Here is a 22,962-nt window from a genome sequence, read left to right on the forward strand (position 1 = left end):
GTGCCGGGGGAGGGGCGGGTGGCGCTGACGCTGCAGATGTTGATGATCGCACCGCCGTCGGCCTGGGCCTGCATCACCTGGTTGGCCTGCTGGCACAGGTTCAGTGGCGCAATCAGGTTCAAGCGAATGATCGCTTCGCTGAAACGGGGAGACGCGGTGGCCGCGTCGGCATTCGGTGAGCCGCCGGCGTTGTTGACCAGCACATCGAGGCGGCCGAAACGCTCGACGATCTGTGCGATCAAGCGCCCGGATTGTTCGACGTCCCGCAGGTCGCAGGGCATGAACAGCGCCTCGCGCCCGCCGCTGGCAGGCAAGGATGGCGGGGCTTCGCGACCGCAGATCACCACCTCGGCGCCGCACTCGAGAAAGCGCTGGCTGATGCCGCGACCCACACCTTTGCCACCGCCGGTGACCAGTACCACTTTGCCGCGAAAGTCCATTGGATCAAGCATGGGAGTTCTCTTTTTGCCGCTCGGGAATGCCATCGATGCTAGGTCTGTGGTCCCCGTAATCCAACGTCCGATGAGACTAGGAACGGTGTAGGAGCGAGCCTGCTCGCGATGGACGTCAACGATAACGCGTAAAACCTGATGCCCCACGGTGTCCTGGCGTTTTTCGCGAGCAGGCTCGCTCCTACAGGGGCGTAGTCCTGTCGGACGATGTTGCGCACCCGGCCCGTCTGAATAATCCGGCTACAACAACAGGCCGGGAGGACACCTTATGGGCGCTTCAGCGCAAGGGCACTTCGTTACGCTGCCGGATGGTTTGCAGCTGCGCTATGTGGATATAAGCGGGAAGGATGGCGGCAACGGCGAGCCGGTGATCTTCATCCATGGCAGCGGACCGGGCGCCAGCGGTCACAGCAACTTCAAGCAGAACTACCCGGTGTTTGCCGAAGCCGGTTACCGGGTCATCGTTCCCGACCTGCCGGGCTACGGCGCCTCGGACAAACCCGACACCCTCTACACCCTGGACTTCTTTGTCGCGGCTCTGAGCGGTTTGCTCGATGCCCTCGACATCCAGCGTTGTGTGCTGGTCGGCAACTCCCTGGGCGGCGCGATCGCGATCAAACTGGCCCTCGACCAACCGCAGCGTGTCAGCCGTCTGGTGCTGATGGCGCCCGGTGGACTGATGGAAAAGGAACAGTATTACCTGCAGATGGAAGGTATCCAGAAAATGGGCGCGGCCTTCCCCAAGGGTGAACTGAACGACGCAGCGGGCATGCGTCGCCTGCTGGCGCTGCAGCTGTTCGACGAAAGCCTGATCAGCGACGAAACGGTCAACGAGCGGGTGGCCGTGGTGCAACAGCAGCCGGTGTGTGTGCTGTCGACCATGCAGGTGCCGAACATGACGTCGCGCCTGGGGGAGTTGCAGTGCCCGATCCTCGGTTTCTGGGGCATGAACGACAAGTTCTGCCCGTCCTCCGGTGCCCGGACCATGCTCGAAAACTGTTCCAGAATCCGTTTCGTGATGCTCAGCGAGTGCGGGCATTGGGTTCAGGTCGAGCACCGTGCCTATTTCAACAGCCAGTGCCTGGCGTTTCTTCAGGAGGCCCGCGGATGAGCGTGCAATTGCGCCGTGAGTTCGGCGAAGAGCTTTATCAGGCGCTGCTCAGCGGCTCCACCCTGGCGCCGCTGACCGAACGTTGGCCGTCGATCAGCATCGAAGACGCCTATCACATTTCCCTGTACGCCATTGAGCGTCGGGTCGCGGCCGGTGACCAGATCGTCGGCAAGAAGATCGGGGTGACCTCGGCGGCAGTGCAACAGATGCTCAACGTGCATCAACCGGACTTCGGTTTCATCACCCGGCAGATGTCGTTCGATGACGATGCGCAAATTTCCCTGTCGGCGAACAAACTGATCCAGCCCCGCGCCGAGGGCGAAATCGCCTTCAAGCTCAAGCGTGATCTGGTCGGCCCTGGCATTACCGAAGCCGATGTGCTGGACGCCACCGAATACGTGATGCCGTGCTTCGAGATCGTCGACTCACGGATTCACGACTGGCGCATCCGCATCCAGGACACGGTCGCAGACAACGCTTCCTGCGGCGTGTTCGTGCTGGGCGACAGCCAGGTCGACCCCCGCGAGCTGGATCTGCCGAACTTGCGCATGCGTGTGTTCAAGAACGGTGAACCCCTGAGCGAAGGCCTGGGTTCGGCAGTGCAGGGCAATCCATTGACGGCGGTGGCCTGGCTGGCCAACACACTGGGCGCGTTCGGCATTCCGTTCAAGGCCGGGGAAATCATCTTGTCCGGCTCTCTGGTGCCACTGGAACCGGCCCGAGCCGGCGACCGTTTTTCTCTGACCATCGATGGCCTGGGCAGTGCCCGGGTGTCTTTCTGCGCCTGACTTTTGGAGTTTGACCCCATGAGCAAAAAACTCAGAGCGGCCATTATCGGCCCGGGCAATATCGGCACCGATCTGCTGATGAAAATGTGTCGATCACAATGGATCGAGCCGGTATGGATGGTCGGCGTCGACCCCGAATCCGAAGGCCTGAAACGTGCCCGGGAAATGGGCATCAAAACCACCGCCGGAGGAGTCGACGGCTTGCTGCCGCACGTGCTCGACGATGATATTCGCATCGCTTTCGACGCCACCTCCGCCTACGTGCACGCGGAAAACAGCCGCAAGCTCAACGAGCTCGGGGTGATCATGATCGACCTCACGCCGGCGGCCATCGGCCCGTTCTGCGTGCCGCCGGTCAACCTCAAGGAGCACGCGTCGAGCCTGGCGATGAACGTCAACATGGTCACCTGCGGTGGCCAGGCCACCATCCCGATGGTGGCGGCGGTGTCGCGGGTGCAGCCGGTGAGCTACGGCGAAATCGTTGCCACCGTGTCGTCCGGTTCGGTCGGCCCGGGCACCCGGCAGAACATCGACGAATTCACCCGCACCACGGCCGGTGCGGTGGAGAAAATCGGCGGCGCCCGACGCGGCAAGGCGATCATCGTCATCAACCCGGCCGAGCCGCCGCTGATGATGCGCGACACCATCCACTGCCTGACCGATGACGAGCCGAACCAGGATGCGATCCGTACCTCGGTGCTGGACATGGTTCGCGAGGTGCAGCGCTATGTGCCCGGCTACAAGCTGATCAACGGGCCGGTGTTCGACGGGCGCAAGGTATCGATCTTCATCGAGGTCGAAGGCCTCGGCGATTTCCTGCCCAAGTCCGCCGGCAACCTCGACATCATGACCGCCGCCGGTTTGCGCACGGCCGAGATGTTCGCCGAAGAAGCCCACAAGGGCACCCTGCAACTGCCCGTCCGTTGAGTGGAGAATTGCCATGAATTTGCAAGGTAAGAGCGTCCGTCTGCATGACATGAGCCTGCGCGACGGCATGCACGCCAAACAGCATCAGATCAGCATTGAACAAATGGTCTCGGTGGCCACCGGCCTCGATGCGGCCGGTGTGCCGCTGATCGAAATCACCCACGGCGATGGCCTGGGCGGTGCGTCGCTGAACTACGGCTTCCCGGCCCACAGCGACGAAGAGTACTTCGCTGCGGTGATCCCGCAGATGAAACAGGCCAAGGTTTCGGCCCTGTTGTTGCCGGGGATCGGCACCCTCGACCACCTGAAAATGGCCCATGAGCATGGGGTCTCGACCATTCGCGTCGCCACTCACTGCACCGAAGCGGACGTGTCCGGCCAGCACATTGGCATGTCGGCGAAGATGGGCCTGGACACCGTCGGCTTCCTGATGATGGCGCACATGGTCAGCCCGGAGAAACTGCTGGAGCAGGCGCGGCTGATGGAAAGCTACGGCGCCAATTGCATCTATTGCACCGACTCGGCCGGCTACATGCTGCCCGATGAAGTGACGCAAAAGATCGGTGCCCTGCGCGCCGGCCTGAACGCCGGGACCGAAGTCGGTTTCCACGGCCACCACAACATGGGCATGGCCATCGCCAACTCCCTGGCCGCCATCGAGGCCGGTGCTGCACGCATCGACGGGTCTGTTGCGGGCCTTGGCGCGGGTGCGGGCAATACGCCGCTGGAAGTGTTCGTCGCGGTGCTGGAGCGCATGGGTGTCAACAGCGGCGTGGATCTGTACAAGATCATGGACGTGGCCGAAGATCTGGTGGTGCCGATGATGGACCAGCCGATCCGCCTGGACCGCGATGCGCTGACCCTGGGGTACGCCGGGGTCTATAGCTCGTTCCTGCTGTTCGCCAAGCGTGCCGAGCAGAAGTATGGGATTGCGGCGCGGGAGCTGCTGGTGGAACTGGGCCGGCGCGGGACTGTGGGTGGTCAGGAAGACATGATCGAAGACCTGGCGTTGACCTTGTCGCGGGCCCGTGGGGTATTGCCAACCTGATCCATGCAGCAACGAAAAAACCACCGATGAATCGGTGGTTTTTTTATGGCCGGTGAAATCTTGCGCTCAAGGCAACAGATTACGCACCAGCGGTGGATAGCAATTGATCGCCGCGCTCGCACAACTGAAATACGCCGTGGTCGGTCGATAGGCTTCGTTTTTGAACAGTTGGCACAGGCTGGTGGATGCGCCTGCACAGACGATGATGAATAGAGCACAAGTGGATTTGCGCATGGTGGGTCTCGACACGGTTTTATTGTTGTAGAGACAGGTTATGGCGGCGACTCGCCAGTGGCTTCGTCCGAATGGACTAGTTGATCAATTTGAAGCTGCCCCGTCCCATTGTGGGAGCGAGCCTGCTCGCGAAGGCGGTGTATCAGGCGACGTGGATGTTGAATGTGCCGGCCCCTTCGCGAGCAAGCCCGCTCCCACAGGTTACTTGGCGTTTCCGGGATTTGCGTCTGGCTGCAATTCCCTTGTGGGAGCGAGCCTGCTCGCGAAGGCGGAGTGTCAGGCGACGTGGATGTTGAATGTGCTGGCCTCTTCGCGAGCAAGCCCGCTCCCACAGGTTCTGTTTGGTGTCAGGTTCTTCGGGCGAGGGCGCCCATGGCCATGAACAGCGCCGCAATGGCCCGGGCCTCGTGGAGGTCGCCGCGGGCCACCAGTTCGGGGATCTGCGCCAGTGGTATGCGCAGGCATTCCAGGGGTTCGGGTTCGTCGCCTTCGAGTTGGCAGGGGCTCAGCTGTTCGGCGAGTACCACCCGGTAGCGATGGCACAAATGCCCCGGTGCCAGGGTCAGTTCGCCCAGTTCGGTGAGGCGTGCGGCGCGCAGGCCGACTTCTTCGCTTAGTTCGCGTTGCGCCGCCTGCAAGTAGTCTTCATCGGGCTCGGCGCCGCCCTTGGGCAGGCCGAGTATGGTTTTTTCCACACCGACCGCGTATTCGCGCACCAGCAGCACATGCTCCGGATCAGGCATCGCCACCAGCATCACCGAGCGATAACCGGTGCCGCGCAGGCGTTCGTAGACCCGCTGCTGGCCGTTGCTGAATTGCAGGTGCAGGGCTTCGATCTGAAAGTGGCCGCTTTGCGCCAGCAGTTCAGTCTTGAGGATGGTTGGGCAGTTGCGCATGGGGCAGTCCCCTGTTTGGGATGAGGACACTGTGCGCTGTACAACGGGGGCCGCCATCGTCCGAGCGGACGAGGGCGGCAATGAGGCTCAGCCGAGGGTCGCCACGCTGCGCAGGATCAGGCGCACCAGCATGGTCTGGCGGGTTACGCCGGTCTTGGAGAAGGTCGAGCGCAGGTGGGCCCGCGAGGTGTTGCGGCTGATGCCCAGCTCTTCCGAGGCTTCGTCCAGGGTCAGACCGTTGGCCAGCAGCATCGCCAGCTGGGTTTCCGCCGGGGTGAAGTCGAACAGCGCGCGCACGATTTCCTGCGGCGCGGTGGACTGTTGTTCCGGGTCGCTGATGAAAATCACCACGGTTGGGCACTGTTTGCCCTCGCTCCAGTCGGTCAATGGCACCGAGCGCACGATGATCCCCAGGTCCGCTTTCCCGGACGGGCGCTGTACGCGCAGGGCTTCGACCACCGACGGGTTGCTGCTCTTTTGCGACAGCAGCGACTGCTTGACCAGGCGGCGGAACTCCTGGGTGTCTCGGGCCGTGCCCACCTGCAGGCCATCGTTGACCAGCTTGATGCCGTCCTTTTCCTGGATCAGCCGGTCGGCCACCTGGTTGGTCTGCAGCACCTTGCCGGACTCGTCGAGGATGATCGTGCCGACCGCCATCTGGTTCACCGCGCCGGCGTACAGGTTGCGCTCGGCTTCGATGCGGTTGAGCTGCATGTGGATCTTGATCGAGCGCTCCAGGTGCGGAATGAAATGCGTGAGCATGGCCTTTTCTTCATTGCCGAAAGGCTTGTCGTCACGTCCGCGGCTGATGCGAATGCGGCACTGGGCGCCGTCGACGGTGTTGATGTCGGCCCCGAGGATGTGGAACACGTCCACCGGTTCAAGGAAGTTCTTGTAGAACTCGGAATTCTGCCAGTCGTCGTTGGAGACGAACTCGGCGAGGGTCACGACCTGGCGGTTGGGCAGGTCGACAAAGGGGTCGAGGCTGAAAAAATGTTTGTTGTACGACGCGGTCGCCTCGGTCGAAGTGCCGGTGGTGTTGACCATCAAACCGTCCACGTGGGCACTGGGCGGACGCAGGATGAAGGTCACGTACTTGCTGTTCAGATGCACATTGAGCTGATTGAGGAACGTCGCCCAGGGAATGGTTTCCAGCGGCCCCTGATAGAGGTTGCCGATCAAATCACTGAACGTATCGAGGCTGAGGCTCTGCTGCATAGGGAAAAACCGTTTTTATTATTAGCGTTGGCGGTGGCCGAGGATAAGCGCCGGTATCGACTCCTTGCAACGCTCGGGCTCAGGGCCTGACAGGCGGCTGCCGATCAGGCCCGGGGCGGGCGAAAAGCCGCTGGCGTCAGACCCGTTCGCTGGCGCGCACGACAAACTTCTTGTGCTCGGCCACGTCCGCCGACAGCGCCTGTACGTCGGTGTAGAACTGCTCGTACCAGCGGCGCAACTGATAGACCGGGCCGTCGCCGTCGCACAGCAGCGGGTTGTCGACGCGGGTCTTGCTGTGCCAGATGGCCACGTCTTCGTAGAAGGCTGCCTGGGCCTGTGCCACGTAGGCCTTGGCCATCGCCTGGTTCTGCTCTTCGCTGAGCCCCGGGATTTTTTTCACCAGCACGCCGTAGCGCAGGGTGAAGCTGTCCAGATCGATCGGCACGTGGCAGTTGAGCAGGATCGAGTGGATCGGCTGGCCGTTCATGGCGCCGTTCATTTCGGTGATCTGATAGGCCGGGCCGAAGTAGGTGGCTTCGGTGGTCAACACGCTGTCGCCGGACAGGCGTTCGCTGCGGGCGCGCATGATCTGGGTGGCCAGGTGGCCTTCGAAAATGTTGATGAACTCATCGACCGGCGCGCCGTGCACGGTGCCGAAGTGCGCCATGTCGGCGATGTTGTCGATCAGTTCGCGGCAGTTGGTGCCAATCTGCAATTCGGCGACTTCCCATGCAGCCCATTCGTCGCTGTAGCAGGCGTCGATGCGCGGAATGCGTTGTTCCGGCAGCGGCGGGTTGCCTTCAGGGTCATTCCAGACGAACAGCAGCTGGTTTTCTTCCATGATCGGCCAGCTTTTGATTTTGGCCCGTGGCGGGATGCGCTTGGCGTAGGGGATGTCGTCGCACACGCCATCGGCGCCCCAGCGCCAGGCGTGGAACGGGCAGCGGATCGAGTTGCCTTCAACGCAACCGGTGCTCAGGTCGGCACCCATGTGCGGGCAGTAGCCGTCAAGAATATGCAGTTCGCCGTCTTCACCCTGGAACGCCACCAAGCGGGTGCCGAACACCTCCAGGCGATGGGCCTTGCCGTCGCGGTATTGCGCGGCCAGGCCCAGGCAATGCCAGCCACGGGCGTAGCGGTCTTCCAGCAGTTTGGCTTCGATGCGGTGCAGGGTACTCATCTTATTATTCTCCCAAGGGATCACGGGGTTGGCGCATGTAAGGGATTCTGCCGCCCCTGTAAAAGCGGGCATCGTCTGAATGGACGATGGCTGCTTTAAGCAGGCCCGCTCTACTGGCGCCATTGGACCCATGGCAGGAGTTGGCGATGAGTAATGAACAAGGGCCGGTGGCGGTGATTACCGGGGCCGCCAGTGGTATTGGCCGAGGCCTGGCCGAGCACGCGGCGACACTGGGCATGCGCCTGGTGCTGGCGGATCGGGATGCGGCGGGCCTGCAAGCCCTGTGCGACGAATTGAAGGCCGGTGGTGCGCAAGCGATTGCCTGCGTCACCGATGTCGGTGAGGTGAAGCAGGTCGAGCGCTTGCGTGACCAGGCTGTCGAGCACTTCGGCGGGGTCGACCTGCTGTTCAACAACGCCGGCGTCATGCAGACCGGCTTCAGCTGGGAAATCACCGAAGCGCAATGGCAGCGCATGCTCGACGTCAACCTCAACGGCGTGATCAACGGCATTCGCAGTTTCGTGCCGCTGTTGCTCAGCCAGGGCCGGGCAGCCCATGTGATCAACACCGCGTCCCTTGCCGGGCTGGTCAGCAGCCCGTTGATGGCACCGTACAACGTGACCAAGCAGGCGGTGGTCGCACTCTCGGAAACCCTGCATTACGAACTCGCCATGCTCGGTGCGCCGGTGTCGGTTTCGGTGCTGTGCCCGGGGCCGGTGGCCAGTGAAATCATGGCGTCGAACCAGGTGGTGGACAGCGCCGGATCCGACTTCAGTCAACTGCTCGACAGCACCATTCGCCAGGGCATGACCCCGGCGGAACTGGCTGCGCAAGTGTTCGCCTCCGTCGCGCAAAAACGCTTCTGGATCCTGCCCCACAAGGGTTTCAAACCGGCCCTTGAGCGCCGGGTACAAAGCATCCTGGGCGAGACCAATCCGCAATTTCAAATGACCGACGTAGAGGACGATGCCCATGCCGCTCGATAAGCAGATCGCCGGGGTTCTCCAGCAATTTCGCGACCTCCCGGAACCCGATTTCAGCCAGGTCGATGCCGCTCAGTACCGACACTTTTCCGATAACCTGCTGCCGGCCATCTCTGGCGATCCGATGAGCGAGGTGCGCGATCTGAAAGTGGCCGGCGCGGACGGTGATCTGGATGCACGGCTGTACCGGCCATCGGAAGCGCCGGACCTGCCGTTGCTGGTGTATTTCCATGGCGGCGGATTTGTCATGGGCAATCTCGATACCCACGATAATCTTTGCCGTTCGCTGGCGCGCCAGACCGAGGCAGTGGTGGTGTCCGTGGCTTATCGATTGGCCCCGGAACACCCGTTCCCGGCGGCGCCCCTCGATTGCTATGCGGCCACCTGCTGGCTGGTTGAGCACGCAGCCGAGCTTGGCTTCGATGGCAGCCGACTGGCCGTGGCCGGGGACAGCGCCGGTGGCAATCTGGCGCTGGCGGTCAGCCAACTGGCGGCGCAAGGCAAGGGACCGAAGATCCGCTATCAGTGCCTGTTCTACCCGGTCACCGATGCGGGATGCGACAGTCAGTCCTTCGAGGAATTCGCCGAAAGTTATCTGCTTTCCGCCAAGGCGATGCGCTGGTTCTGGCAGCAATACCTGCAAGAGGATGGACAGGCGGACGATCCGTTGGCCTCGCCATTGCGAGCCGAAAGCCTGGCAGGCTTGCCGCCGACCACCTTGTTCACCGCCGGGTTCGATCCGCTGCGGGACGAGGGCGAAGCGTTGGCCGAGTGCCTGCGCGAAGCCGGTGTGGCGGTGCGCGTGCAGCGTTACAAAGGCATGATCCACGGTTTTATCAGCATGGCGCCGTTTGTTGAGGCCGCAGCACAAGCGTTGACGGAAGCTTGCGCCGATTTGCGCGGGGCACTCCAATGAGCGGCCTGGTTTTCAACACGGTGCCGCAACTGATCGAGGCCATTGGTGCCGGTCAGATGGTGGTGATCACCGACGATGAACACAACGGCGAAGGCTCGCTGCTGATGGCCGCCGAACAGGCCGGGGCCGAGGCCGTTACCTTCATGGCGGTGCAGGCACGCGGGCTGATTTGCCTGGCCCTGACCGAGCAGCGCTGCCGCGCGCTGGGCCTGGACCTGATGGTGCCCAACTCCCGGGCGCAGCATGGCGTGGGGTTTACCCGCTCGATCGAAGCCGCCACCGGGGTGTCCACCGGCATCTCGGCGGCAGACCGGGCGCGGTCGATCCAGGTGGCGGTCGACCCGGCCAGCGTACCGGCGGACCTGGTGCAACCGGGGCATATCTTCCCGGTGCAGGCCTTGCCCGGCGGCGTGATGCAGCGGGCCGGTCATGTCGAGGCCGCTTGCGACCTGACACGGCTGGCGGGGCGGCAACCGGCGGCCACCCTGGTGGGCATTCTCAACGAGGATGGCGAACTGGCCCGTGGTGCCGAGTTGCATGAGTTCGCTCAACGTCATGGCTTGCGGATCGGCACCATCGCCGACCTGATTCACTACCGCATCCTGCATGAGGGCACGATCGAGCGCGGCGGTGAGTATCCATTACAGACTCGCCACGGCGAGTTCCAGGTGACGACCTATCAGGACACCTACCAGGGCGCGCTGCACCTGGCGCTGGTCAAGGGCCGGATCGACAGCACACAACCGGTGCTGGTGCGGGTGCAAAGCATCGAGACGTTGCGCGACGTTCTGGGCTGTGAAAGCGAAGGCGGGACACAGCAGTGGACCCTCGAACGCTCGCTGGCGAGCATCGCCGCCGCCGGTAACGGCGTACTGGTGTTGCTGGCGCAGAAGGAAACCGCCGACGGCGTGCTTGAACAACTGCGCCAGCGCAGCGGCGGCAAGCCGCGCGCACCGCAGTTTCCGCAACGGACCCTGGGCATCGGCGCCCAGATCCTGCGCGACCAGAACGTGCGCAAAATGCGCCTGATGAGCTCGCCGGTGCCGTACAAGGCCGTGTCCGGCTTCGATCTGGAAGTGACCGAATTCGTGCCGTTCCAGCCGGTAGTCTGAAGCCAACACCTGAACCTGTGGGAGCGAGCCTGCTCGCGAAGGCGGTCGGTCAGTCGACATCCATGTTGAATATGCCGGCCTCATCGCGAGCAGGCTCGCTCCCACAGTAATTTCGGTTGGTTGCATATTTTGTGTACACCCACGAACCCTGTGGGAGCGAGCTTGCTCGCGATGACGAGCTATCAGACACACCCAGTCAAAAGCTGACCCAACTCTCAAGCATCCACCGGTCTAGCCTTTCTCCTGAACTCACCATGTAGAGGGCAAAGGAATGCCGGATTTACCCGCCTCACATCGCCTGCGCACAGGCCGCTATCCTGAATCCAACAGGATTTACCTGCTGACGAGCAACACGCTGGGCCGAGAACCGGTTTTCAAGGATTTCGGTTTGGGCAGGCTGGTCGTCAAGCAATTTCAATATGCACAGGAACAATACTGGGCGAACTCTTTAGCCTGGGTCGTCATGCCCGATCATTTTCATTGGTTGATCGAACTGCAGCAGTGCTCACTCAGTCAACTGATGCAAAAAACCAAATCATTGAGTACGCGAGCCGTGAACATGTCCGTTGGACGTAAAGGCAGTCTTTGGCAGCAGGGTTATCACGATCGGGCGTTGAGGCGGGACGACGACCTGGTAAAGCTTGCTCGATATGTCGTCGCCAACCCGCTGCGCGCGGGATTGGTGGGGAAGCTGGGCGATTATCCGCTGTGGGACGCGATATGGGTTTGATCCGTAACCGCGTTGCCACCATCGCGAGCAAGCTCGCTCCCACAGTAGATTTGGTTGCCCGCAGATGTTGCGTACACCCGCTAACCATGTGGGAGCGAGCTTGCTCGCGATGGCGGAGTGTCAGTCGACATCTCTTTTGAATGAGTGCGCTTAAGGCTTGATCCCGCGCAACATCTTCCTCGCCTGATCCTGCACCGCCTGCGGCGCGGTCATGTTGCCGTCGATCACGGTGATCACTGCATGGCCTTGCCACAGTTGATAGGCATCGGCTTTTTGCTGGGTTTCGGTCGGTGACTGCGGGGCGGCCAGGTTGACGTGGACCACGCCGTCGGCGCCGCGCTGGGAGGTGAAGTTCACCCGGTCCCAGTTGCCGATCGGGGCAAAGCTCACGCCCTTGACCTCATCGGGTTTCAGCGGTGGGTAGTTGAGGTTCAGGCCGCTGACACCCGGCAGGCCCAGCACGTTCAAATCACACTGGTGTTTGCTCCTGGCACAGGCCTGTCTGGCTTCTGTACCGGCCAGGCTCGCCTGCTCGATCACCTTCACGGCAAAGCGCGCCGTGTCGTCCATCGCACCGAGGGTCTTGCGGTACCCGGCCTGCTGGTCGCGGATGATCAGGTCCATGTCGATGGCCGTGGACACTGCCACCGCCGGAACCCCTTTGAACATCGCCCGCACAGCCGCGTTGAGGGTGCCGGACATCTGCGTCAGCGGGCCGACGTTTTCGCCAAAGTTGCTGCCCGACACCACCAGGTCCGGCGGCGAATCCTTGAGGATCACGTCGAGTCCGACGTTGACCGCATCCACCGGCGTGCCAATGGCGGAAGTCTTGCCGGCGGGCGGCGTATAGCCCTCCGGTGGTCCGACGCAATACCGACCCGGCGCCAGTTCGGTCACCGCCAGGGCCTGGCCGGGTACGACCACGCTGGCGGCGCTGATGCCGCTGCTGTCGTTCAACGGGCCGACCAGGGTGACCTTATGCCCGGCAGCGGTCAGGGCGCGGTACATCGCATCGATGCCGGGCGCGCGGCAGCCATCGTCGTTGGTCAGCAGGATGTTCAGGGCGTTGGCCTGCATCGACAGGCCAACGCTGGCCATGGCGATGACGCCGGTGAGCAGTTTGTTCATGGGGACTCTTCCGTGGGAGGCGCGGATTTTACAAAGCACAACGCCCCGACCGAAGAAATCGGTCGGGGCGTTGTGAGTTTAGCGGGTGCCGAGTTTGCGCAGGTTGCCAGGGGTGAATTCGTCTTCGGTGAAGGCGGTGGCGTTGAGCTTGGCCGGTTTCTGATCGACCAGCATGCGGTCAACCAGGTAGGAGCCGGCGATCAGGTCGTGGTAGATGCCGAGGCGAGCGTGGTAGCGCTGCATCTCGTAGGCGTAGATCGAGGTCTGCATGTTGGTGCGCCACAACTGGCCACGGCTGTCGTAGTTGTCGGCCATGGTTGCCGACCAGGTGTCCTCGTCGAGGTACAGCACGCGCTTGGCGTATACGTGGCGGGCACCTTCCTTGAGGTTGGCCTGCAACACCCAGACGCGGTGTTTCTCGTAGCGCATGTACTGCGGATCGACGTGACCGGTGGTGTCCAGTATCTGGTCGACCGTTACGCTCGGGTCGTCGATCTTGTAGTTGTGGTACGGAATGTAGATCTCTTTCTTGCCGACGATGGTCCAGTTGTAGCGGTCCGGCGCACCGTTGAACAACCGGTCTTCATCGTACACGCGGAAACCTCCCGCGCCGGTCGGCGAGTCGTAACCCACGGTCGGTGCGCGACGTACCCGGCGTTGGCCCGGGCTGTACTGCCAGGCCTGGCGCGGGGAGGCGGTCGGGTTGATGAACTCGTGGCCGACCACGATCTCGCCTTTCTTGCGCACCGGCTCCAGGGTGGTGATCAGGAAGTGGGTGAATACACCGTTGGCGGTATCCAGGGCTTTGTCCGGGCTCGACCAGATCGAGAAGATCTTGTAGTCGACCTCTTCCAGTACCTTTTCCTTGTTGGAGTACACCACCGCCTGGCCGTAGACGGCCTCTTCAGTGCTGGCGCGCCCCTGCAAGGTATGGTTGAACATCAACTCGCTGCCGTTCTTCGGGATCGGGAACGGCGAGGCACCCCAGGCGTTTTTCGTGTCGTTGTTGTCATTGTCGAGTTCGGCAGTGACGGCGTTTTTCTTGACCTGGTCTTCCAGGCGCTGATCCAGGCGGAAGTCGCGGTGGCTCGGGTACACCGGGATCTTGAAGGTATCAGGGTAACGCTTGAGCAGCGCTTTCTGGCCGTCGGTCAGGTTGTCGGCGTATTTGTCCATGTTCTTCGAATCGATCACGAACAGCGGTTTTTCCGCGGCGTACGGGTCCGGGTACGGCGTGCCTGGGCCGGCGTATTTGAGGCCGGGTGGCAGGCCGCGCCATTTGCCAGTCCAGGCCGGGATGCTGCCGTCGGCGTTGCCGGCTTTTTCGGCGCCCATCGGGGTCAGGTCCTGGCCCAGGCGGGCGGCTTCTTCGGGGTTGACCTTGGCGTAGGCCAGGCCACTGCCGAGCAGGCTGACGGTCAGCGCCGTGCTCAATAATGTTTGGGTGAATCTGGACATGCTGTGCTCCTCCGATTGGGGAATCAGAACCGGTACTTGAAGTTGAGCGCGACGTTGTCGCGGTCGGCCAACGGGCTGTTGTTGGCGTTGCCGAGGTAGGCGTTGTAACGGGCCTCGACGGTGAAGTTGCCCAGGTAGCGCCACGAACTGCCGATGCTGGCGCGGTTATCGTTCTGGCCGGCGTTGATCGAGCCGACCATCGAACTGTCGCCGTGGGCGGCGGCGCTGAAGGTGACAGGCACCGACATGTCCCATCCGCTGAACACGTCGTTGTAGTCAAAGTTGGCCTGCACCGTGTAGCCCCAGGCATCGCGGTCATAGACCAGGCTGTCGGTTCCCGGCAGCGCGAAGCCCGGCGCCAGGGTGACCGGCTGGGACTTGTCGTTGCTGACCACGGTGTTGTAGACCACCTCACCGGTCAGGGTGGTGTTGTCGGCGAAGGAGGTCGGGCCGAGCACGTAGATCATCGACGTTTGCGCCTGCACGGTCTTGCCACGCACAGGGCTGGAGAAACCGTTGTCGACCATCACTGGCGTGCCGTCGCGGTAGCTGACTTCACCGGCCCAGCTGACGTCGCCCAGCACGGTGGCGAAGCTCGCGCCGAACAGGTCGATGTTGTCGAAGTAGCGCACCTGGTAGCGGCCCAACGTTGTCGCGAAGTCCAGGGACGGGGTCTTGTCGTGATAGCGCGAGTAGTAGATGCCGAACTCGGTGTTGTTCAACGACTCGGCGGCGTAGGTGAAGGCCAGACCGTACTGGCCGCTGTCGCTCGGCTTGTCGTCCTTGAGGCGGGTGACGAAACCGGAGGCGTCGTTGAAGCCGCCCTCATCGATGAAGTCGGTGGTGGAGAAGTAGCTGCCCACGCCGAACAGCTCGGTCTTTTCCCATTTGTATTGGTAGTACGCCTGGACACCCAGGCTTTCGGTCAGGGCGAACTGGGTGAACAGTTGGCCGACCGGCAGCAGGATTTCCTTGACCTCGACACCCGGGGTGGTCGCCTTGGTCGCATCGACCGGGCTCTGCGCTGCGGAAATACCCGGGTAGAACAGGCTTTCACCCCAGCTCACCACCTGGTTACCCAGGCGCGCGTTGAGGGCGTGGCCGCTCACGTCCCAGGTGCCGTAGGCGTAGTAATCGAGCATGCGCAGTTCATTGCGATGCTGGTCGATGGTGTCCTGGGAGAAACGGTCGGGTTGGCTGCAATGGCCACCGGCGAAGCAGTTCGAGGTGCCGGTGGTGTTGTCGTTGCCCTGATCGTAGACGTTGTCGTAGAAACCGGTCGCGCGGACGAACACGCCGTAGTTGTCTTGCCATTTGATGTTGGCTTCGGTGAGAAAGCCGCTGCGGTTATTGATCAGGCTGCCTTTATCGAAGGCGTTGTCACCATCGTTGGCGTTGGCATCGGCAGTCAGTTTGTGATCGCGAGACTCGGTCCGCCAGGCGAGGCTGTAAGTCAGTGTGGTGTCCCAGTCGATGCTCAAGTCTTCGCTCGGCTGAAAGCTCATGGCGTTAACGTGAGCGCTTAATCCGCCAGCCAGCAACAGCAATGCCAGCTGTACGCGAGGGTGCTGTGTTGGTGGGGCGATTATTGTTTTTATCATGTCGTCCTCATGGCCCAGGTCAGACCTGCCCGACCTGCATTTCAGGGGGGTGATTGGTGCTGTGGGCGACTATGGAGTCACGACTTGCCCACAACATCGTCCAAGCGGACTAAGCGATTTGTACGGGAACAGCCGCACCGGATCGCTGTAGGCGCTGCCGCAGGCTGCGATCTTTTGATCTGGCGTTTAAAAGATCGCAGCCTCGTTGCACTCGACAGCTCCTACAGGGAATAGGGAGTTGCGGTCTTCTCTGTAGGAGCTGCCGCAGGCTGCGATCTTTTGATCTGGCCTTTGAAAGATCGCAGCCTCGTTGCACTCGACAGCTCCTACAGGGGGTTGGGGGAGCGGTCTTCTCTGTAGGAGCTGCCGCAGGCTGCGATCTTTTGATCTGGCCTTTGAAAGATCGCAGCCTCGTTGCACTCGACAGCTCCTACAGGGAATAGGGAGTTGCGGTCTTCTCTGTAGGAGCTGCCGAAGGCTGCGATCTTTTGATCTGGCTTTTGAAAGATCGCAGCCTCGTTGCACTCGACAGCTCCTACAGGGGGAGCTGCGGTCTTCGGCTTAGTCCCATCGGACGATGAACACCCGGCGCGTGCGGCGAACAATCCCGAGACCGACTGCACCGGGCGAAGATCCGGCGGTGGCGGTTTCTGCCTGATGGGCGCTGAACAAGGGTGATCGCATGAACGCTGCCGGGATCAAATGGGACGAGTGTTGTGATGTGTTGGTGATTGGCTCGGGAGCCGGGGGCATGACGGCTGCGCTGCGTGCCCACGACCTGGGCTTGAATGCGCTGCTGATCGAGAAGAGCGGCGAGTACGGCGGCACCTCGGCGGTGTCCGGCGGCGGCATCTGGATCCCCAACAACCACCGGATCAATGCGCTCGGCGGCAGTGATTCGGCAGCCGAAGCGATTGCCTACATCCGTGCCGTGACCCATGGCGAGATCGACGACGGGCGCATCGAAGCCTATGTCGAGCACGGCCGGGAGATGGTCGAGTACCTGGAAAGACACACCCGGGTACGCTTCGAGGCGCAACCTCGCTACGCCGATTACTACCCGGAAGTCGCGGGCGGCAAACCGGGTTATCGCTCGATGGATCCACAACCCTTCGATGCCGCCGAACTCGGCGAAGAGTTCCTGCGCATGCGCGCACCGTCCCCCGGTACCCTGATGATGGGGCGCATGGCGATGACCATGAAAGAGGCGCAAGTGCTGCTGTGCCGTGGCCCCGGCTGGTTGCGCCTGACCCTGCGGGTGATGTGGCGTTACTGGCGTGACCGCGAGGGTCGACGTTTGTCTCGCCGCGACCGCTACCTGACCCTGGGCAATGCCTTGATCGGTGCCTTGCGCTGTTCGTTGCAGGATCGCGGCAAATCCCTGTGGCTCAACTGTGCGCTCGAAGAACTGCTGTTGGTCGGCGACCGGGTCGGCGGTGCGCGGGTCAATCGCAACGGCCAGTTGCTCAACGTCAAGGCGCGCTACGGGGTGATCGTTGCCGCCGGTGGTTTCGAGCGCAACCAGGCGATGCGCGAGCAGTACTTGCCGCAGCCGTCCCGGGCCAACTGGAGTGCCACGCCGCCGAACAATACCGGCGACGGCATTCGCGCCGGCCAGGCCATCGGCGCGCGTACCGCGTTGATGGAGCACAGCTGGTGGGCGCCGACCACTTTCGTCAAGGGCGAAGAGAAGCAGCGTGCGTTGTTCGTCGAACGAACCTTGCCGGGGTGCGTGATGGTCAACGCCGCAGGCGAACGTTTCGTCAACGAAGCCGCGCCCTATACCGACATCGTTTATGCGATGTACGCCAACAACCGCGAAGGCGCCGCGAGCGTGCCGTGCTGGATGGTGTTTGACGCCGAGTTCCGCCGCAAATATCCGTGCGGTGCCTTGCTGCCGGGCTATGCCCAGCGCGACTGGCAATTGCCCGAGCATCTGCGTGACTACTTCCACAAGGCGTCGAGCCTGGAAGAGCTGGCGACAAAAATCGGCGTCGACGCGGGCGGGCTGGTGCGCACCGTGCAGCGCTTCAATGGCATGGCCGTGCAGGGCGTCGACGAGGATTTCCACAAGGGTGACTCATTGTTCGACCGCTACTACGGCGACCCGAACGTGCAACCCAATCCGTGCCTGGCGCCGTTGCTCAAGGGACCGTTCTACGCCGTGCGCATCGACGCCGGCGACATCGGCACCAAGGGCGGGCTGCTGACCGACGTGCACGCCCGCGTGTTGCACGAAGACGGGCAACCGATCAACGGCCTGTATGCCATCGGCAACAGCGCCGCCTCGATGATGGGCCGCACCTATCCGGGCGCTGGCTCGACCATCGGCCCGGCCATGACCTTCGGTTACCTGGCCGCCAATCACATCAAGTGCCAGAGCGAAACCGCTTCGGCGAAAACCTTGTTCGGGAGCGTTGAATGAATCAGCCACGTCAACAAATCGCTATCGTGACCGGTGCCAGTCGCGGAGTGGGCCAGGGCATCGCCCTGGCCCTCGGTGCGGCCGGAATGACCGTGTACATCACTGGCCGCGCCCCGGCGCAGGGTGGCTCGAATCTGTACGGGCATGCCTTGCACGGCTCGCTCGAGGACACCGCCGCCGCGATCACCGCCGCCGGTGGGCGCGGTATCGCGGTGGTCTGTGACCACGCCGATGACGCGCAGGTCCGGGCGTTGTTCGAGAGGGTAGAGCAGGAATGCGGGCACCTGGATTTGCTGGTGAACAATGCCGCGTTCATCCATGACCAGTTGATCGAACCGGGGCCATTCTGGGCCAAACCGCTGGAGCTGGTACGGATTCTCGACGTCGGCCTGCGCTCGGCCTACATCGCCAGCTACTATGCCGCGCCGCTGTTGCTCAAAAGTGCCCAAGCGCTGATTTGCTTCACTTCATCGTTCGGGGCCGGGTGCTACATGCACGGTCCGGCATACGGCGCGCAAAAGGCCGGCGTCGACAAGCTTGCGGCGGACATGGCCATTGATTTCGAAGGGCAGGGCGTGGCGGCGTTGTCGCTGTGGCTCGGCCCGCAACTGACCGAGCGCACCCGGATTGCCGGCCAGCAGCACGGTGAGCAGTACCAGGCGTTTCTCGCCCATGCCGAAACCCCGCAGTTCAACGGGCGGGTGATCCAGGCCTTGCTCAATGATCCGCAGTTGATGGCGCTGTCCGGGCAGACCTTGATCACCGCCGAAATCGCTCCCGGCTACGGCATCAGCGAAGCCGAAGGCCGCCAGCCGCCGTCCCATCGCGCCATGCTCGGCGACCCGCGCCAACAGCACCCGGCGCGGGTGGTCTGAATTCACAGTCGTCAGGCACACACACAAACCTGTGGGAGCGGGCTTGCCCGCGATGAGGGCGTCAGCTTCAACATTGATGTTGACTGACACACCCCCATCGCGGGCAAGCCCGCTCCCACAGGTAATGTGGCATTAATCAAAATATCGCCGACGCTTAACTGACTGGCTGCAATGCCCACTCGCGCAACACATTCTTCGTCACTTTGCCCGCGGCATTGATCGGCATGCTCTGCAGCACCTGCACCCGGCGCGGCACCTTGTAGTTGGCCATCTGCTCACGGCACCAGGCGAGGAACCGCGCCTGCTCGATTTCCATTCCGGGTGCCGGCAACAGGAACGCCATCGCCACCTCACCCATGCGCTCATCGGGAATACCGATCACCGCGGCCTGGGCCACGCCCGGGTAGGTCAGCAGACACTGTTCGATCTCCGCCGGGTACACGTTGAAGCCACCGGTGATAAACATGTCCTTTAGGCGGTCGGTGATGCGCAGGTAACCCTGTTCGTCGAGCATGCCGATGTCGCCGGTGTGCAGCCAGCCGTCGGCGTCGAGAATCTCCTGGCTGGCTTCGGGGTTGTTGAGGTAACCCTGCATCAGGTTGTAACCGCGGATCTGCACTTCACCGGGAATGTTCGCCGGTTGGCTGCGGCCAGTGTTGCCGACACAACGCACTTCGACTCCCGGCATCGCCCGGCCACTGGTGTTGGCGACGATCTCTGCGGAATCACCGGAGCGGCAGATCGTGGCGAAACCGCAAACTTCCGTCAGGCCATACGCGGTGACGATGGTGGCGAACCCCAGTTCGTCACGCATGCGGTGGATCATCTCCACGGGAATCGCCGCCGCGCCGGTTACTGCTACCCGCAATGAACCCAGGTCGAACTCGCTGCGTTGCGGATGGGCCAGCAACGATTGATACAGCGTCGGCGGCCCGGGCAACACGGTGATGCGTTCGCGCTGCACGCATTCGAGCACGGCCTGCACGTCGAACACTTGCTGCGGCAGGAGGGTGCAGCCACGCATCAATGCGGCCAGCCAGCCGGCCTTGTAGCCGAAGGAGTGGAAGAACGGATTGACGATCAGGTAGCGATCGCTTTCGCGCAGCCCGACGATGTCGCTCCAGTCGCGCACGATGCGCAGGTTCTGGCCGTGGCTGGTCATCACGCCCTTGGGCTTGCCGGTGGTGCCCGAGGTGAACAGCACATCGGACAAGGCTTGCGGGCCAACGCTTTGCTCGCGGGTGCGCAAGGCCAGTTGCGGCACGTCGGCTGCCAGATCCATGAACCGTTCCCAGGCCAGGGTGCCCGGATTGGCGCCGCGCAGGCTGACGATGTGGCGCAGCTCAGGGAGGTCTTCCGACACCAGCATGCCGGGGTAGTCCGCACCGAGGAATTCGCCGATGGCAAACAGCACGCAGGTGCCGCTTTCGCGCAGGATGTAGCCCGCCTCGCTGCCCTTCATCCGGGTATTGAGCGGTACCAGGGCGGCGCCGACACTTTGCAGGGCGCCGGCGGCGACGATCCATTCCCATACGTTGGGTGCCCAGATCGCCACGCGGTCCCCGACCTGTACGTCGAGGGCCAGCAGTGCGCGGGCAGCCTGGCGACGCAACTGGTCGAGTTGTCGATAGCTGATGCTGTGGCCCGCGTCCTCGATGGCCGGGCGGTCGCCGTAGGCCTGGGCAGCGTTGGCGAACAGTTGAGCGATGGTCAGTGCGGTGGCGACAGGCGGCATGGGGCCTCCCCGGTTAGAAGACAGTTGCGAAAAAGGGAGTAGGCCGGGCAGGGCGCCCGGCCGGATTGCGAATTACTGGGCGGGCGGGGCGAAACGGCGACCGGCGGAGAAACCACCGTCCACGGCGATCATCTGGCCGCTGACAAAGGACGCTTCGTCCGAGGCCAGGAACAGCGCGACATTGGCCACTTCTTCCGGTTGCCCGGAGCGGCTGAGCATGTGCTGCGAGGCGAAGAAGGCGTGGAACGCATCATTGTCACGGACCATGCTGGTCATCGGCGTTTCGATCAGGCCCGGGCACAGGCCGTTGACGCGAATGTTGGCGTAGCCGTAGTCGATGGCCATCGAGCGGGTCAGCTGGTTGATGCCGCCCTTGGACACGTTGTAGGCCACGTTGCCGTCGCAGCCCTGCAGGCCGAAGATCGAACCGACGTTGATGATCGAACCACCGCGCTGCTCCACCATCGACGCCAGCGCGTACTTGCTGGTGAGCATGCTGCCGGTCAGGTTGATGTCCATCACCCGTTGCCAGTTGGCGGTGGTGGTCTGGGTCACGCTGCCCTGGTCGGCGACGCCGGCGGCGTTGACCAGAATATCGATGCGCCCGAAGCGGCTGATGACGTCTTGCATGACCTGCTGGACCTGCGCTTCGTCGCGCACGTCGAGGGTCATGAACAGGCCGGGGAAATCCGCCGGTGCGCTGCCGATGTCCAGCCCGACCACTTGCGCGCCTTCGGCAGCGAAACGGCGCACGCAGGCCAGACCGATCCCCGAAGCGCCGCCGGTGACCACCGCGACCTTGTTCTGCAAACGAGCCATAACTGCACCTCTTTATTGTTGTGGGCTAATGCTGTGGCCGAGTCTAACTGCAGACCGGGCCTGAGTGATCGTCCAATGAGACTAAGCAATAGATCTCCCGTCGTGCACATTTCAACTGTGGGAGCGGGCTTGCTCGCGAAGGGGGCGGCAGCCTCGACATCATCGTTGCCTGACACACCGCCTTCGCGAGCAAGCCCGCTCCCACAATTGACCGCATTCCCCCGTAGGAACGTACCCTCAATCCGGGAATTTCAGGTGTACCCGGGCACCCGTCGGTCGGCTCTGGCAGGCCAGCGTCCAGCCGTCGGCCAGTTCCTTGGGGGTCAGCACGTCGTTGCGCGCCAGTTGGGTCTGGCCTTCCTTGACCACGCACATGCAGGCCCCGCAAAAACCCTCTTCGCAGGACGACGGCACATCGAGGCCAGCCGCTTTGCAACTTTGCAGCAAGGTGTCGCCGGGTTTACAGGCAATTTCGTGTTGCTGGCCGTCGAGTTCGACGATCAGCGCTTCACATTGCGAATCCATGGCCGCCGCCCGTGCCAGCGTTTCTTCGGCCAGCAGTTCATCGGGGTCCGGTGGCGAGACGAAACGTTCGACATGAATGCGATCGGCCGCTTCGCCCAGTGCCAGCAGTGTGCGCTCCACGGTGTCCATGAAGGGGCCCGGACCGCAGATGAAGTAGTCGCCGCCGGCCGATCCGCGCAGCAGATGACGGACCTGATGGTCCGTCAGGAAGCCCTGCACCGAATCGAGGACGTGCACCACGTGCAGTTGATCAGGATGCGCCTTGATCAGCTGGCACAGCTCGTCCTTGAAAATCACCGACGCTTCATCGCGGTTGGCGTAGATCAACTTGATCGGCCGCCGGCTGCCATGGAGCACTGATTTGAGAATGGAAAACACCGGGGTGATGCCCGAACCGCCTCCGAACAGGACCAGGGGCTTTTCGGTGTCCGCCTGCGGGTCCAGGCAGAAATGCCCGGCCGGTGGCAATACTTCCAGCCAATCGCCGACCTGGACTTCGTTCATCCAGTTCGACACTCGGCCACCGTCAACCCGTTTCACCGTGACCTTGGGCAGCGCGTCCGCGAGGGGCGAGCTGGCCATGGAGTAGCAGCGGGTCAACAGTTTGCCGGCGAAGGGCACGCGAAAACTCAGGAACTGGCCCGGTTTGTAGCGAAAGCGCTCACGCAGGGTTGGCGGTACGTCCAGCACCAGCGAGCGCGCGTCAGCGGTCTCGTCGATCACCGCGCACACTTGCAATGAGACGCTTGCCGTCGTGTGTTCGGCCGGGGTCAGGTTCTGTTGTTGCGTGCCCATGTTCAC

At 62.7% G+C, this 22,962-nt stretch carries 21 protein-coding genes; 10 read left to right on the forward strand and 11 right to left on the reverse strand.

Annotated elements, in window-relative coordinates; genetic code table 11:
• The coding region (locus AC07YV_RS24165; protein ID WP_146025419.1) for an SDR family NAD(P)-dependent oxidoreductase at positions 1–452 on the reverse strand (452 nt) is incomplete at its 3' end.
• 268 nt (positions 453–720) lie between these two features.
• Here AC07YV_RS24165 and AC07YV_RS24170 point away from each other — a divergent pair.
• The 4 genes from AC07YV_RS24170 to dmpG are packed head-to-tail and all read left to right on the forward strand — an operon-like array spanning position 721 to position 4,326.
• On the forward strand, positions 721–1,563 hold the full coding sequence (locus AC07YV_RS24170; RefSeq protein ID WP_102702275.1) for an alpha/beta fold hydrolase: 843 nt from the start codon (positions 721–723) through the stop codon (positions 1,561–1,563).
• A complete protein-coding gene (locus AC07YV_RS24175; protein ID WP_102702276.1) occupies positions 1,560–2,351 on the forward strand; it encodes a fumarylacetoacetate hydrolase family protein in 792 nt (263 codons plus the stop codon). Before AC07YV_RS24170 ends, AC07YV_RS24175 begins: the two co-directional genes overlap by 4 nt.
• An 18-nt stretch (positions 2,352–2,369) precedes the next feature.
• Complete coding sequence (locus AC07YV_RS24180) at positions 2,370–3,278, forward strand: acetaldehyde dehydrogenase (acetylating) (RefSeq protein WP_102702277.1); 909 nt, start codon at positions 2,370–2,372, stop codon at positions 3,276–3,278.
• A 13-nt stretch (positions 3,279–3,291) separates the two neighbouring features.
• Positions 3,292–4,326, forward strand: a complete 1,035-nt coding sequence (gene dmpG / locus AC07YV_RS24185; protein WP_102702278.1) for a 4-hydroxy-2-oxovalerate aldolase — start codon at positions 3,292–3,294, stop codon at positions 4,324–4,326.
• A gap of 66 nt (positions 4,327–4,392) precedes the next feature.
• Here the strand turns inward: dmpG and AC07YV_RS24190 are convergent, their stop codons facing one another.
• The 4 genes from AC07YV_RS24190 to AC07YV_RS24205 all read right to left on the reverse strand — a co-directional run bounded on the left by AC07YV_RS24190 (position 4,393) and on the right by AC07YV_RS24205 (position 7,854).
• Positions 4,393–4,560: a hypothetical protein gene (locus tag AC07YV_RS24190; RefSeq protein WP_173900862.1), complete on the reverse strand. Its 168-nt coding sequence runs from the start codon at positions 4,558–4,560 to the stop codon at positions 4,393–4,395.
• A gap of 347 nt (positions 4,561–4,907) precedes the next feature.
• Positions 4,908–5,456 carry an ADP compounds hydrolase NudE gene (gene nudE, locus AC07YV_RS24195; protein WP_102702280.1) on the reverse strand — a complete coding sequence of 183 codons (549 nt, stop codon included), beginning with the start codon at positions 5,454–5,456 and terminating at the stop codon, positions 4,908–4,910.
• Positions 5,457–5,543: 87 nt separating this feature from the next.
• Positions 5,544–6,674, reverse strand: coding sequence for a helix-turn-helix transcriptional regulator (locus AC07YV_RS24200; protein ID WP_095967425.1), 1,131 nt, complete (start codon positions 6,672–6,674; stop codon positions 5,544–5,546).
• 136 nt (positions 6,675–6,810) lie between these two features.
• A complete protein-coding gene (locus AC07YV_RS24205) occupies positions 6,811–7,854 on the reverse strand; it encodes a 3-ketosteroid-9-alpha-monooxygenase, oxygenase component (protein WP_102702281.1) in 1,044 nt (347 codons plus the stop codon).
• 146 nt (positions 7,855–8,000) lie between these two features.
• On the opposite strand from AC07YV_RS24205, the gene AC07YV_RS24210 reads away from it, so the two are divergent.
• The 4 genes from AC07YV_RS24210 to AC07YV_RS24225 all read left to right on the forward strand — a co-directional run bounded on the left by AC07YV_RS24210 (position 8,001) and on the right by AC07YV_RS24225 (position 11,595).
• Positions 8,001–8,840: an SDR family NAD(P)-dependent oxidoreductase gene (locus AC07YV_RS24210; RefSeq protein WP_102702282.1), complete on the forward strand. Its 840-nt coding sequence runs from the start codon at positions 8,001–8,003 to the stop codon at positions 8,838–8,840.
• The gene (gene lipP1 / locus AC07YV_RS24215; RefSeq protein WP_102702283.1) at positions 8,827–9,753 is read left to right on the forward strand and encodes a LipP1 family hormone-sensitive lipase; all 927 of its coding nucleotides are present in this window, start codon (positions 8,827–8,829) and stop codon (positions 9,751–9,753) included. Before AC07YV_RS24210 ends, lipP1 begins: the two co-directional genes overlap by 14 nt.
• Complete coding sequence (locus AC07YV_RS24220) at positions 9,750–10,865, forward strand: 3,4-dihydroxy-2-butanone-4-phosphate synthase (protein ID WP_102702284.1); 1,116 nt, start codon at positions 9,750–9,752, stop codon at positions 10,863–10,865. The genes lipP1 and AC07YV_RS24220 overlap by 4 nt, the downstream gene beginning before the upstream one ends.
• Positions 10,866–11,136: 271 nt before the next feature.
• Entirely contained in the window at positions 11,137–11,595 is a 459-nt protein-coding gene (locus tag AC07YV_RS24225) for an REP-associated tyrosine transposase (protein WP_102702285.1), read from the forward strand.
• Between the two features lie 150 nt (positions 11,596–11,745).
• Here the strand turns inward: AC07YV_RS24225 and surE are convergent, their stop codons facing one another.
• From surE to AC07YV_RS24240, 3 genes are all read right to left on the reverse strand, one after another.
• Positions 11,746–12,723: a 5'/3'-nucleotidase SurE gene (gene surE, locus AC07YV_RS24230; RefSeq protein ID WP_102702286.1), complete on the reverse strand. Its 978-nt coding sequence runs from the start codon at positions 12,721–12,723 to the stop codon at positions 11,746–11,748.
• Positions 12,724–12,801: 78 nt separating this feature from the next.
• Entirely contained in the window at positions 12,802–14,181 is a 1,380-nt protein-coding gene (locus tag AC07YV_RS24235) for a DUF1329 domain-containing protein (RefSeq protein ID WP_102702287.1), read from the reverse strand.
• A 23-nt stretch (positions 14,182–14,204) separates the two neighbouring features.
• Entirely contained in the window at positions 14,205–15,782 is a 1,578-nt protein-coding gene (locus AC07YV_RS24240; protein WP_102702288.1) for a DUF1302 domain-containing protein, read from the reverse strand.
• Between the two features lie 682 nt (positions 15,783–16,464).
• Between AC07YV_RS24240 and AC07YV_RS24245 the strand changes: the two genes are divergently transcribed.
• Both AC07YV_RS24245 and AC07YV_RS24250 read left to right on the forward strand, forming a co-directional pair.
• Positions 16,465–18,207 (forward strand): FAD-binding protein, encoded by a 1,743-nt coding sequence (locus tag AC07YV_RS24245; RefSeq protein ID WP_102702289.1) that lies wholly within the window; start codon positions 16,465–16,467, stop codon positions 18,205–18,207.
• Entirely contained in the window at positions 18,204–19,082 is an 879-nt protein-coding gene (locus AC07YV_RS24250) for an SDR family NAD(P)-dependent oxidoreductase (protein ID WP_102702290.1), read from the forward strand. Before AC07YV_RS24245 ends, AC07YV_RS24250 begins: the two co-directional genes overlap by 4 nt.
• 154 nt (positions 19,083–19,236) lie before the next feature.
• On the opposite strand, the gene AC07YV_RS24255 is transcribed toward AC07YV_RS24250, so the two are convergent.
• From AC07YV_RS24255 to AC07YV_RS24265, 3 genes are all read right to left on the reverse strand, one after another.
• Entirely contained in the window at positions 19,237–20,817 is a 1,581-nt protein-coding gene (locus AC07YV_RS24255) for a FadD3 family acyl-CoA ligase (protein WP_102702291.1), read from the reverse strand.
• Positions 20,818–20,889: 72 nt separating this feature from the next.
• Entirely contained in the window at positions 20,890–21,636 is a 747-nt protein-coding gene (locus AC07YV_RS24260) for an SDR family NAD(P)-dependent oxidoreductase (protein ID WP_095967411.1), read from the reverse strand.
• A 237-nt stretch (positions 21,637–21,873) separates the two neighbouring features.
• On the reverse strand, positions 21,874–22,956 hold the full coding sequence (locus AC07YV_RS24265) for a ferredoxin--NADP reductase (protein WP_102702292.1): 1,083 nt from the start codon (positions 22,954–22,956) through the stop codon (positions 21,874–21,876).
• Positions 22,957–22,962 lie beyond the last annotated feature (6 nt).

The organism is Pseudomonas sp. GW456-E7, from assembly GCF_059424105.1.